This is a genomic window from Pseudomonas sp. GW822-FHT06D10, assembly GCF_058799535.1.
Window position 1 is genome coordinate 81,392 of the sequence record NZ_JBXALN010000010.1, and the last position, 12,169, is coordinate 93,560.

Annotated in this window: 11 protein-coding genes; all 11 read left to right on the forward strand. The window is 54.7% G+C overall.

Features of this window, described 5'->3' with window-relative positions; genetic code table 11:
- Nucleotides 1-7 precede the first annotated feature (7 nt).
- The 11 genes from AC1RL5_RS27760 (at nt 8) to AC1RL5_RS27810 (ending at nt 12,163) form a co-directional block, all read left to right on the forward strand.
- Entirely contained in the window at nt 8-1,963 is a 1,956-nt protein-coding gene (locus AC1RL5_RS27760) for a radical SAM protein (RefSeq protein ID WP_141323324.1), read from the forward strand.
- Nucleotides 1,953-3,143 carry a cupin-like domain-containing protein gene (locus tag AC1RL5_RS27765; RefSeq protein ID WP_145713132.1) on the forward strand — a complete coding sequence of 397 codons (1,191 nt, stop codon included), beginning with the start codon at nt 1,953-1,955 and terminating at the stop codon, nt 3,141-3,143. Before AC1RL5_RS27760 ends, AC1RL5_RS27765 begins: the two co-directional genes overlap by 11 nt.
- Nucleotides 3,140-4,543 carry a cytochrome P450 gene (locus tag AC1RL5_RS27770; RefSeq protein ID WP_204378527.1) on the forward strand — a complete coding sequence of 468 codons (1,404 nt, stop codon included), beginning with the start codon at nt 3,140-3,142 and terminating at the stop codon, nt 4,541-4,543. Before AC1RL5_RS27765 ends, AC1RL5_RS27770 begins: the two co-directional genes overlap by 4 nt.
- An 8-nt stretch (nt 4,544-4,551) precedes the next feature.
- Nucleotides 4,552-4,920 carry a hypothetical protein gene (locus AC1RL5_RS27775; protein WP_072451611.1) on the forward strand — a complete coding sequence of 123 codons (369 nt, stop codon included), beginning with the start codon at nt 4,552-4,554 and terminating at the stop codon, nt 4,918-4,920.
- A 5-nt stretch (nt 4,921-4,925) separates the two neighbouring features.
- Nucleotides 4,926-5,804 carry a nuclear transport factor 2 family protein gene (locus AC1RL5_RS27780; protein ID WP_072451610.1) on the forward strand — a complete coding sequence of 293 codons (879 nt, stop codon included), beginning with the start codon at nt 4,926-4,928 and terminating at the stop codon, nt 5,802-5,804.
- Entirely contained in the window at nt 5,801-6,445 is a 645-nt protein-coding gene (locus AC1RL5_RS27785) for a glutathione S-transferase family protein (protein ID WP_123576686.1), read from the forward strand. The genes AC1RL5_RS27780 and AC1RL5_RS27785 overlap by 4 nt, the downstream gene beginning before the upstream one ends.
- A 69-nt stretch (nt 6,446-6,514) precedes the next feature.
- Entirely contained in the window at nt 6,515-7,486 is a 972-nt protein-coding gene (locus AC1RL5_RS27790; protein WP_220223925.1) for an ATP-grasp domain-containing protein, read from the forward strand.
- A 51-nt stretch (nt 7,487-7,537) separates the two neighbouring features.
- Nucleotides 7,538-8,329, forward strand: a complete 792-nt coding sequence (locus AC1RL5_RS27795) for a gamma-glutamyl-gamma-aminobutyrate hydrolase family protein (RefSeq protein ID WP_220223926.1) — start codon at nt 7,538-7,540, stop codon at nt 8,327-8,329.
- Nucleotides 8,319-9,527, forward strand: a complete 1,209-nt coding sequence (locus AC1RL5_RS27800; protein ID WP_093406400.1) for a phenylacetate--CoA ligase family protein — start codon at nt 8,319-8,321, stop codon at nt 9,525-9,527. The genes AC1RL5_RS27795 and AC1RL5_RS27800 overlap by 11 nt, the downstream gene beginning before the upstream one ends.
- A gap of 44 nt (nt 9,528-9,571) precedes the next feature.
- Nucleotides 9,572-10,783, forward strand: a complete 1,212-nt coding sequence (locus AC1RL5_RS27805; RefSeq protein ID WP_072451605.1) for an aminotransferase class V-fold PLP-dependent enzyme — start codon at nt 9,572-9,574, stop codon at nt 10,781-10,783.
- 15 nt (nt 10,784-10,798) lie between these two features.
- On the forward strand, nt 10,799-12,163 hold the full coding sequence (locus tag AC1RL5_RS27810; RefSeq protein WP_093406390.1) for a glutamate-cysteine ligase family protein: 1,365 nt from the start codon (nt 10,799-10,801) through the stop codon (nt 12,161-12,163).
- Nucleotides 12,164-12,169 lie beyond the last annotated feature (6 nt).

Consider the following 12,169-nt stretch of genomic DNA (forward strand, 5'->3'; position numbering starts at 1 on the left):
ACGCGCCGTGAGTATGCAGGAAACCGATTTCTTATTGCTGAATTGTTGTAACTTACCGTGGCGTCCGATATATCCGTATGCCTTTGTTCAGATTAGTGAGATTGCTCGGCGATTCGATATCAGGGTCACACGTATTGATTTGCTATACGTTGAACATTGGTACGAATATCTTAAAAACGTGATAAAGACCCAGCGTCCGAAGATGATTGGTATACATCTGCGGCAAGGGGACTCCCTTGATCTTTCCAATTATGATGCCGTAGATGGCGAGCCTGGGAATTACTTTAGAACCTATTACCCCGTTGAAGACAGCCGGCGCCTGATTCGCCTAGTAAGGGAGTTGACGGATGCACCTATCATCATGGGTGGCTTTGGTTTTACCACTCATGCCAGAAAGTTGGCTAACTATCTGGAAATCGATCTCGGCTTGCAGGGCTGTCCAGACGGCTTCTTTCGCTCCTTCAACGACACTCTCTCCGGCCGAAACCTGGGGGCTGTGCCTGGTCTGATTCACAAGAACGGGGCTGAGTACCTATATAACGATGTCGGTTTCTACAAGCCAGCCGAAGTGACCGAGTACCGGCTGGATATCGTTAACGAGATCAAGGCCTTTTACGGCCCGGCATTACAGTCGAAAACCCCACCGACCATTGCTGTAGAGGTTTCGCGTGGATGCCCGTTCCAGTGCTATTTTTGTGTTGAACCTGACGTCAAGGGCAAGCGGATTGACAAGCGTAATCTGGATGTGGTCGAAGCCGACCTGGAGTTTCTATTAAAAAACGATCTCTATGACTTCTGGTTTATCTGCTCTGAACTGAATATCGGTGGTGCTGGTTTCGCCTTGGAGCTGGCCGAGCGGGTGATTCGTCTTAATGAGCGTTATAAGAAGCGCCAGATTAAATGGTCAGGATATTCGCTGCCTTCGCTGGGTCACGATGAGCTGAAGACGATGATGCGTGCCGGTTACACCGGCGCCATGAACGATATTCTTTCGTTGGACGAAGATAACCTGAAGCGGGCGAAGGTGCCGTACAAGAGAGAGCAGGCCGTTACCTTTCTCAAAAGCCTGTCTTCGATACGTGCGGAAATTCATGAGGAAAGAACGCGAAAGCTGGAAGAGCAGGCGAAGTTTACCGCCAGTGCGCCAATTGAGTACTCCAATCTCATCTCGTTCTTTCTGGGGAATGCGCATGCGGACAGATACACCATTGCTCGTACGTTGGCATTTCTCGAAGAAAGTGGACTGACAAACAAGTACGAGGCGGGGTATGTGATTCCCAGTACTCGGGTATTTGGCATAGGTCGGACTCAGGGTTTTGTTGCAAGTGATACCACTTACTCCTTTGGTCGTGATGGTGTTATCGCCACGGACTCCAAATGGCCGACCTTTCATTTTCCAGAGTTTCTGGTAAGTGCTCTGGGAGATCGAGAACGGATATACAGTTTTTTCAACTACGTCTCCAACACCCTGATGTGCCAGGCTCATCGTAAAGATAAGTCGTTCAGCCAATTTATAGCGCTCTATCTGGAGCAACATCTTGATGACTGCTCGGCGTATTGGACGGACTTGGCAAAATTGCTTGGCAGGGATGACCAGGGGCGACTCTTGCCCAGCGACATCAAGGCGTTGCTGAGTCGTGAGGCAACTGATGACAGAGCATTGCAGGAAGATGTTTATCACGCTTGGCTGCTTGAGTTGTTTGGGCGAAATTCAAGCAGCATTCAGCCGGTTATATCATTTTTCGGTAAACAGCACTTTTCCGGTGTGAAGCCTGTATCCAGTGACTATGTGTTCACGCAGTTGTTTTATGCGCGTTTCTCCAATGCTGGAGAGTGGATTAAACTTGCAGAACATCTAGCACCTGATAGCAAAGGTTATGCCGCGCTGTTTGTGCGGTATATCGAGTATGCAATAGGTCTTGTATTCAGGCACGAATATAAGGATCTGTTGTTTGAGCTTTGATCTGGCCTGGCAGGGAGCCTATGCAATGTTGGCAAATGCAGTTTCCAACCTTCGATTGATCGAGACATTGAGTGAAAAAGTTCCTGCCTGGGCACTTCGTGGCCTGCAAGGGAGCTATCACTGGCAACTTGAGTCTGGAGTTCATCTGGGCTGCATGGAAGTTTCTGAAACACTGAGCTGGTCGTTTGCCGCGCAGGAGTACCAACCACGCGCCACTATCGTGCTCAGTGATATGACTCTCCAGGCTTTGGCAAACAAGGTCGATGATCCGCTGACGCTGTTCAATACCGGGAAGTTGTTGATTAGCGCAGACAACGACCACTCCGCTATTTCTGTCGATGTGATGAAGCTGTTGAATTTTATTTTCAACAATGCCTTGGTTGACACTCAGCGCATTGCTCAACTGGGGATCCGTAGCACTCAAGGAAAGGATTTTCCGTTTTGCCAGGTGATCGCTGATGAAAGGGATATCGAACCTTATTTATGTCGTGGAGAACCGGTCATTGTGCGCAATGCGGCAGTTTCATGGCCGATCTTCTCGATGCCTGTCGGGCATATAGTCAATCGGGTGGGTAACTTGGATGTGAGTCTTCTTCTTGAAGAATACGATCTGGAAAATGCTCAGCCACCCAAGTACCGGAAAACCTCGTTTGCGGAATATGTAGAGTCTTTATATGCCGTACAAGCGTCTGCCAGCGGTTATATGGCGGCCAATACCGTACCGCCTGCGTTGGACGATACCTACTGTTTTCCGAGTGTTTTCGCGCGCGAGGTATTCAATACACCAAGATGGTGGATAGGCCCTGCCAGTACCGGGCTGAGATTGCATCGGGATATGGTGGATAACTTTCTGGTGCAATTGAAAGGGCGCAAAAAAATACGTCTTTTTGCTCCAAGTGAAACAAAATTTCTCTACCCGGCCAGTGTCGGTGGGAATTTGATGTATGAGCCCAGTCGCGTGGATCCGGAAAACTACCTGGCTGAGAAGTTTCCGGATTATCAACAATCGGTATCCACTGTTTGCGAGCTTCGGCCTGGCGATATGTTGTATTTGCCGGCCGGTTGGTGGCACCACGTCCTGAATCTGGAAGTGTCCTGGTCGCTTAACTTCTTTGCTGTAAATGGTGAGCCAAGAGTCTTATCTGTAAATCGTGATAACTATGAGAGTGTCCAGCTATGAGTAATTTGAAAGACTTGAGGAAGGGCGATTTGCCGCAAGCGACGGAAGCGGCACTCCTGGTTGATTCTGGCTTTGATGTGGTACCGGGCAGCGATGATGTTTCTCCCGAGTTCAATGACCCTTCCTACATGTTGAAGGACCCCCTGGGCCTGACCACGCGGGCGTTGGAAAAGTACGGGAATATTGTTTACCTGCGGGGCATCAACGGCTACCTCATCGCCGATGCGCCCTTTATCGAAAGCATGCTGATTGGTGACGAGCGGTTTTTTTCCAAAAGCGCCGAGACCATGGAAAAGATCAGCCCGGCTATTGGCAATGGGCTGTCGACGCTGATCGGAGACGAATGGAAGCGTCAGCGCAAGATCGCCAATCCTTCTTTCAGCAAGCGCAGCGTTGACGCTTTCGGCAACGTATTTCACGAATGCATCAACGAGATGTTCGATGAGTGGGATGCTCGTTCCGAAGGTGTTCTCGATGCAACTCAGGAGATGAAAAAGCTTACCCTGCGGATTGTCATCAAGTGTCTGTTCTCCACGGACATTCTGCGTTTTTCCAGCGATGTCACCGCGGCCCTCGAGGTCTTGCAGGAGTATTCGCTGCTGAAGTTGTGGTCACCTGCGAGCATCAGCGCCGCCGATGAGCAGGCGTATGAGAACGCCAAGAAGAAAATCGACGCGATCATCTACACCATCATCCACGACCGTCGTCAGAACAAGAAGGTCCAGCACAACGACCTGTTATCGATGTACATGTCTGCGGTGTACGAAGACACCGGGGAGGGGATGACGGATATCCAACTCCGGCATGAAGTCATGAACCTGTTTCTGGCCGGTCATGAAACCACCGCGAACGGCGTGGCATTCGCCCTCTATCTACTGGCGAACAACTCACGAGAACAACAGAAGCTGCATGAGGAAGTCGAGGCTGAACTCGGCAATGCACTCTGCACCCTGGAAGATTTGAAGCGCCTCGATTACACCGACTGGGTATTCAAGGAGTCCCTCAGGCTCTATCCGTCTTCCTGGGGCATGAGCCGAGTGGTGCTGGAAGACTATCAGTACAAGAACTATCTGTTTCCCAAGGGCGCGGACTTCATCGTTGCCCAGTGGGGCCTGCATCGCAATCCGGAATATTGGCAAGAGCCTTTGAAGTTTGACCCGGAACGCTTTGCACCGGAACGCATCAAGCATGTGCACAAGTATGCCTACCTGCCGTTTGGCGCGGGCGCTCGAAAGTGCATCGGCATCCATCTGGCCGAGGGCGAGGGGAAGACGATTCTGGTGCGTATTGCGCAACGTTATGAGTTGCGCGCAGTGAATGGGAATGAACCGACATTGAAAGCCCGGTTGTTCATGACTTCCGAACCGGGCGTGTGCCTAGAGTTTATCAAGCGCAACTGAGGTGTTTTATGCAGACCATTGCTTTTGCGGTGCCTTTACCCGGTGACAAGAAAGAGCGTTTCCTGAAGTTTGCCCAGTTGATCCGCAATGAACGCAATGCCGATTTTCGCCAGTTTCTGGAGCGCCTCGATACGGTTGAGGAGAACTGGTTCCTGCAGCCTTTTGGCGAGATGGAGCTTTTTATCTGTTATTTGGCGGCGCCAGATTTGAATGCGGCATTCGCAAAGTTGGCGAGCTCCCAGCATCCCTTTGACAAGTGGATAAAGCAGGAAAACAAGGAAATCTTTGGCATGGACTTCGAGTCCCCCAGTGATGACCCGATGCCTGAAGTACTGCTGCAGTGCAAAGTTGAACCCATTCATTCACAAAGTTGGTAATAAAGATGAGCCTAACCTTATTTCGTGAGAGCTATCTGACTGCGGTCCGTACTAAAGACTACAAGTCTTTGGCATCTTTGTACGCGGCAGATGCCATTCGCAAATCTCCCGGACAGCCTGACCGCATCGGCGTGATGCAGATCCTCGAGCACTACCAGGAGTGGCAGGGCACGTTCGCCGACATGCAACTGGCCGACCGCATCCTGTTTCTCAAGGACAATGTGCTCATCGCCGTGTGGGGCTGGAAGGGGCGGCACGTCCAGGCCTACATGGGCGTTGAGCCGAGCAACAAGGAGGTTGGCCTGATCGCCGCCAGCCTGTTCTGGTTCGACAGTGATTTCCGCGTGACCAAGGAGCACACCTACGAGGACCCCTACACCCTGCTGATCCAGCTCGGCGTGATCAACGATCAGGGGCGCAGCGTGCCGTCACTGACCGAGCCGTGCGAGATCTATGACTGCAAGACGCTGAAGCCGCGCTTCGAGAACCTGGCCAAGATGCGCCACTACAACGAGCTGCTGCTGAGCAAGCAGTTGGAGCCGTGGCTCGACTGCATGAGCGACGACATCGAATGGGATGACCAGATGGTCCCCGGGTTGGCCGTGGGCAAGGACCATTCGCGGGACGACTTCGTGATGCTGGCCGAAGCCTTCCCCGATGCCTCCATCAACATGACCAACATGTGGTCGGTAGGGGACTTCGTGATTCACCAGGGGATCTTCACCGCGACGCACAAGGGGCCTCTCAAAGGTATTCCGGCGTCCAACCGGGTGGTCAACGTGGACAACATGGATATTGCCTACTTTGACGGCAATGTGATCCGCAAGGGCTGGACCTTCGGCAATACCCTGGACATGGGGTCGCAAATGGGGATGGGTAAATGACTGCGCGCCGCATGAAGTTGATCGGCAACGAAAACAGCGCCTGCACCCGCAGTGTGCTGATGGTTCTGAAGGAAAAGAACACGCCGGTGGAGTTTGTCAGCATCGACCTGGGGACCGGTGCGCACAAGTCGGACGAGCACTTGAGTCTTAACCCGTTCGGCAAGGTTCCGGTGCTGATCCACGGTGACCTGACCCTTTATGAGTCGCAGGCTATCAACCGTTATCTGGAGGCGATCCTACCCGGTATTTCGTTGATTCCGCAGGGCCGGCAAGACATTGCGCGGATGGATCAGTGGCTCAGCGTGGACTCCAGCTATTTCACGCCCCAGGCCTATGCCCTGGTCTGGCAAAAGCTGTTCCTGCCCATGTACGGCGGACAGACTGACCAGGCGGTGGTCAAGGAGGCCGAGGAGAAGTTGAACGCCATCTACGCCGCCATGGATCGCGCCATTGGCGAGGAGGGGCGATTCCTGGTGGGGGACTCGCTGTCCCTGGCCGACCTGGCGTTTGTCCAGTACACCGATTACATCCTTAAAGCGCAGAGCGAAAGCATCGTATTCAACTATGAGAACGTTCGTCGCTGGTGGTATGGCCTGACTCAGCGCGAGTCTTACAAAGACCCGCTCTCGGTCATTCTCTGAATCATGCATGGCGTGCCACGGCACGCCATGCCCACCCTCGGTAGCAGATAGCAACACGGAGATTGTGCGATGAGCACTTCAGCCAGAAGTCGTCGTTCGGTAGTGCTGTGGATGTATGAAAACGACAACGGCCATATTCCCAAGCAAATGCTTCGTGAGTTGCTTGAGGAAAAAGGCTTTGTGGTTTTTTCCGATTTCGACATGCGCCAATGCCATGTCATTTCCGGGAAGGTCTATACCGCCTGTGGGCGCTGCCTAAGTGAGTTCGATGCCCTGTTTCATATGAACGCCGATGAGCAGTCGCCGTATCAGGCCGATATTCTTCGGGCGTTGCAAGACGGTGGCGTAGTGGTGGTGAACGAGTGTGTTTCATTCTTCAACTGTCGCGATAAGTTCAAGGCCAACCAGCTGTTGCGCATACATGGAGTGAACGTACCCGACTCCGCCTTGTTGGGTAGCCAGATTGATGATGCGGTCATCCACCAACTCTTTGCGCGCTGGGGCAGCCTGGTCTACAAGCCCCGCTCGGGCCATGGGGCCGTGGGTGTGATGCGCTTTGTGGAGGCTGAACAGTTCATCGACTTCATCCAGGCGACGGCGCACTTTCTCGGTGATTACTACGTTGAGCAATACATCGAGTTTGGCGATTACGATTGTCGGGTCGAGATCTTCAATGGCGAGTTGATGGGCGGTTACAGCCGCAAGAAGAAACACAGCTTCAAGACCAATATTTCCGCGGGCGGTGAAATGACGCCGCGCATCCTGGGAGGCGAAGTTGAAGTTGCGCTCAAGGCCGCCCAGGTGTTGGGAATCAATGGGACGATCGTCGACATGGTCCAGTCGAGCGCGGACCGCAAGTTCTATGTCCTCGAGGTCAATCCCTTGCTGGGCATCTTCGTCGAATCGGCCATGCGTGCCGGCACCAAGATGCCCGATACCGAGCCGGACCAGCGTTACTCCTATGACCGACTGAAGCTGGACTCGATTGCCAGCTACCTCGATGCGCTGCCTGCGCGCCAGTCACTGACACCGACGCCATGAAACCTGGGCACTGCGCGTAGGCGCGGTGCAGGTACCTATTCAGGGAATTGAATGATGCAGCCCGTTATTCTCATCAGCGCCGCACGCCAGCGGCTGGCTATCAATCACTCCGCTGCCTTGGCGATGAATGTTCTCAATTGCAGTTTCACCGAGCTGCTGATCAGCCTGGGCTGTGTTCCGCTGGTGGTGGTGCCGGGGATGCCCGTTGAGGCGTTGGAACGCCTGTTCAGCATGGCCGACGGGCTGTTGCTGGGCTCCGGTCAGGACCTTTGTCCTAGCCATTACGGCGAGGATTGCGAGGTCAGCTATTCGGCGCTGGTATCCGGGATTGGCGAGCCTTACAAGCGGCCGCTGATGCTCAGTCCCGACAAGGATCGTGACGTACTGGAGTTGGCCTTGTACCGGCAGGCCAGGTCTCGACAGCTACCGATTCTCGGAGTCTGCCGAGGCCTGCAATTGATCAACGTTGCCGAAGGCGGCTCGCTGTATCAGGAGATCCCCGATCGAGGGATCGAGCACGCGATCGACCCCGATGGCTGGATCAACTATCACCCTGTGGACGTCGATCCGCAGAGCCGGCTCTATCGAATTATCGACAAGCGCAGTTTCAGCGTTTCGTCGGTGCACCACCAAGCGATCAAGCGCCTGGCGCCGAGCTTGAAAGCCTGCGCGAGGGCTGCCGATGGGGTGATCGAGGCGGTCGAGCTGGCCAGTCACGAGCATTTCGTCCTGGGGCTGCAGGGGCATATAGAAAAGACCCTGCTCAATCATCCCGAGCACCTGCAGATATGGAAAACATTCGCCAGTGAGGCTGCCACAAGGAGTCGGCAACATGTCAATTGAACACTTCCAGGTGCCCCTTTATCAGCCCTTGATGAAGCGCCTCGACTCATTCTTCGAGGTGGGCGACTCCGCCGGTATTCCGCTGCTGGACAAGAAGGCAATCATTTCCGGGTTTCCTGGAAACTTCATGACCCAGGCGATGCGTGTCGGCATCGAGGGCGGCGATGTCGAGTTTGCCAATACCTCCGGGAGCAGCTCCCAGATTCTCCAGATCATTCGTTACAAGGGCTGGTGGGGGCGTGAGTTCACGCGCGCCTATCAGCGGGTGGCGGACATGGTTGGTTATTCGATGGAGCACGACAGGAAAGCGGTACTGACGACGGCGGCCTGTTCCGCGGTGTCGTGTTTTCTTGACGACCCGGACTACCAGCAGCGTATCCATAATGGGGTGCTAAGCCTGAATACGCATCCGGACCCTACGCGCTGGACGCTCACCGATGTCCAGCGCATCGATGCGGAACTGCGGATGTTTGCGCCAAAGCTTCTGGAGATAGATCCGACCTATCTCGCGATCTTCCTCAGCAAGCGTGCGCAGTACCGGATTACTGAGCCTCTGTACATCCCTGACTACATCGCGGCTTCCTACGAGTACATGACCGCCAATGTTCGCCGGCTCATCGAGAGCGCCTATGGTTTGCCAGTTCTGAGCATGTATGGCTCGACGGAGCTGGGCGTACTGTTCATGCAGAACCGCAGCGGCACTTTTGTCCGTTGTGGCCACGACACATTGGTCGAACTCAAACCGTACCTGGCCCGGCGCAATCTGTTCGAGTTGATTGTCACGTCCTGGAAAAACCCGCTGATGCCTTTGTTGCGCTATGCCACCGGGGATCTTGTCGAAGTGCCGGAAGGCGAGTGGTCGAATAAGGTCTTCGGCGCCGTGGATGACATTCCTTTGCTGAAGCTGCATGGCCGTATCAGGGACTGCCTGGTGACCGATGATGGGGAGCTCAAGACCCTCGCCGATCTTGATGAGCTGTTTGCCGTTTCCGCGCCTTGGGTCCGGCAGTATCAACTGCAGGTGACCGAGCACAAGGTCACGCTGTTTTACGTTTCCGATGTCCAGGAACACGACGCCGCCCTGGCGGTCGTCGAGCGGTGCCTGCGTGGCTGGTTTGGCCGCATGCGTACTGTTGAGTCAATGGCCGTTCCAAGCATTGCGCCACAAGCCTCGGGAAAGTTCGCGATTATCAAATAGCGGGTCCGTGAAGAGTCGTCCCTCACTAAAAAAGAGAGAATGTTATGCAAGCCTTGGATGTGAAATGCATGGTGTTGCCGGATGCGCGCAGTGACTTTCCGTTCTTTCGGGATAATCAGCGGATCTACCTGGACAGTTCATCCACCTCGTTGAAACCCGCGTCGGTGATCAGCGCCATCACTGATTTTTACCTGCATGCCGGTAGCAATGTCGGGCGCTCCAATCATCAGTATGCTCAGCTGTCCACCCAACTGTTTGAGTCGTCGCGCAACAAGCTGGCCTGCTTTCTGGGGTGCAGCGCCGATGAAGTGATCTTTACCGCCAATTGCACGGACTCGATCAATCTGCTCGCCCATGGGCTGGCGTTGGGCAATGGCGACCATGTCGTGGTCTCGCCCCTGGAGCACCATTCCAATCTCCTGCCCTGGTTGTCCAGGTGTCGAGTCACGGTTGCCCGTCTGGATCAGAACGGTTGTATCGACCTGGATCATCTGGATTCGTTGCTTGCCGCCGATCCGGCCCGTCTGGTCGCGGTCTGCCATGCATCGAATGTCACCGGCAATGTGCAACCCGTCAGGCAGATCTGTCAGATCGCCCGGGCAAGGGGGGCTTTGAGCCTGCTGGACGCGGCGCAGACCGTTGGCCATATCCCGGTCAATGTCGGCCAGATCGATTGTGATTTTCTCGCCCTTTCCGGGCACAAGATGTTTGGCCCCTCGGGGGTTGGCGCGTTGTACATGCGGCGAGATCTGCAGGCGTCGATGCAGAGCTATCGCTATGGCGGCGGCATGGTCAACAAAGTGGAGCAGGGCGATGTCAGTTATCAATCCGGCCCCGGTCGGTTCGAGGCCGGCACGCCGAACATTGAAGGGGCCATCGGACTGGGGGCGGCGGTCGACTATATAAACAGCTTGGGCGGGCAGTGGGTTCAAGACCACGATGAGGATCTGGAGCGCTATTTCCTGTCGCAGATTCAATCGGTGCGCAATATTGAAATCGCCTTCCCCATCGGGCCGCAGCACTTGCCGATTTTTCCTCTGGTTGCCGTCGGCAAGGTGGATATCGGATTTGTCTCGCGGATTCTTTCCGATCGTTACGACATTGCACTGAGTTCCGGCTACCAATGCAACCAGCCGCTCTACCGCAACAGTGGAATTAATGGCGCCTTGCGGGTCTCGATGCATCTTTACAACAGTCGCAAAGATATCGATACGTTGGTGATGGCACTCACTGATCTCCAGGATCTGCTGGCTTAGTAGGAGGGAATCAATATGGCCGCTGAATTGCTGGAAGTATTGGGCGCAAGAGCCATCACCAAGGAAGATTGTATTGCCTATTTTCATCGGCATATCAAACGCCGGACTTCGGCATTGATCGGACTTGAATACGAGTTGATCCTGATTGATAAGGCGACTTCCCTGAGTGTGCCGTTTTTTGGCTTGCGCAGCCTGTCGAGCATCTTCAAGGGCTTGCTGGGATATGGCTACTCGCCAGTTTATGACGACGGCTTGATTATCGGTTTGAGGCGCGGCGGCACGGTCATCAGCCTGGAGCCTGGTGGCCAGGTAGAGTTCTCTTCATCGGCGTTGCGTCTGGTGTCCGATGTTGTTATCGAACTCGAAGTGTTTCTGCGGGAACTGGATCGGGTCTGCCAGGGCCTGGCCATTTCGTTGCTGCCCATCGGTTATCGGCCCTACGGGGGCGTGGCGTCGGTGGCGACGGTGCCGCGTACTCGCTACTTGCACATGATGCCTATCCTGGAAAAGGTCTCGGGGGCCTCGGCCGGGCAGAAGATGACGGCCTCGATGCAGATTTCCGTCGACTACTTCTCCGAGCAGCATGCGGGCAAGTTGTTGCAGTTGGGGGTTGCCTGTCAGCCTTACATCGTCGCCTTGTTCGCTAACTCTCCGTACTTTTCGGCGGTCACCAGCCGCTATAAGAGTCATCGGATGCATGCCTGGACCCAATTCGATCAGCAACGCTCCGGTATTCCCGAGTTCATGTTGCATGCACACTTCAGCGCCCATGCCTTTGAGCACTATGTTGACTGGGCCCTGGAGAAACCACTGCTGTTCATCCAGCGGGAAGGGCAGTTGATCCACATGAACGACCTGAGTTTTCGCGACTACATGCGCCTGGGGGCTGCCTCGGGCGCTGCGACGCTGCAGGATTGGATCATGCATCTGGGTACTCTCTACCCTGAGGCTCGGCTGAAGAACATTGTCGAGTTTCGCTCGGCCGACACCTGTGCACCTCACTTCGCCGCTTCACTCGCGGCCTTTTGGAAGGGCCTGGCCTATAGCGAAGAGGCGCTTGATGCCGCGTTGGACATGCTCGGCGCGCAGACGCCCTCCGAGTTGAATCGCAAGTATGCCCAGGCCGCGGAGTTCGGCATGGCCGGGGTCGATGGGGCGGGGAACTCGCTTGCCGAAGGGATTGGACGCTTGGTCGGGCTGGCCGCTCAGGGGTTGCAGTACCAGGGAGCAACCAAGCTCGAGAGCGGTTATCTGCAAGCGCTGAACGAGATGATAGCAACTGGGCAATCTGCGGCAGATCTAATGCTCAACAAGGGCGTGCCTATATGCTTGGGCGCAAACCCGAAAATAGCTTATTCGAACATTAAGTGCGTCTCCTAAAGCAAT

Bases quoted from the DNA above. Each gene is read 5' to 3' on its own strand.
- AC1RL5_RS27805 (WP_072451605.1), top strand. From the start codon at position 9,572: ATGCAAGCCTTGGATGTGAAATGCATGGTGTTGCCGGATGCGCGCAGT.
- AC1RL5_RS27800 (WP_093406400.1), top strand. From the start codon at position 8,319: ATGTCAATTGAACACTTCCAGGTGCCCCTTTATCAGCCCTTGATGAAG.
- AC1RL5_RS27785 (WP_123576686.1), top strand. From the start codon at position 5,801: ATGACTGCGCGCCGCATGAAGTTGATCGGCAACGAAAACAGCGCCTGC.
- AC1RL5_RS27795 (WP_220223926.1), top strand. From the start codon at position 7,538: ATGATGCAGCCCGTTATTCTCATCAGCGCCGCACGCCAGCGGCTGGCT.
- AC1RL5_RS27790 (WP_220223925.1), top strand. From the start codon at position 6,515: ATGAGCACTTCAGCCAGAAGTCGTCGTTCGGTAGTGCTGTGGATGTAT.
- AC1RL5_RS27780 (WP_072451610.1), top strand. From the start codon at position 4,926: ATGAGCCTAACCTTATTTCGTGAGAGCTATCTGACTGCGGTCCGTACT.
- AC1RL5_RS27770 (WP_204378527.1), top strand. From the start codon at position 3,140: ATGAGTAATTTGAAAGACTTGAGGAAGGGCGATTTGCCGCAAGCGACG.
- AC1RL5_RS27810 (WP_093406390.1), top strand. From the start codon at position 10,799: ATGGCCGCTGAATTGCTGGAAGTATTGGGCGCAAGAGCCATCACCAAG.
- AC1RL5_RS27775 (WP_072451611.1), top strand. From the start codon at position 4,552: ATGCAGACCATTGCTTTTGCGGTGCCTTTACCCGGTGACAAGAAAGAG.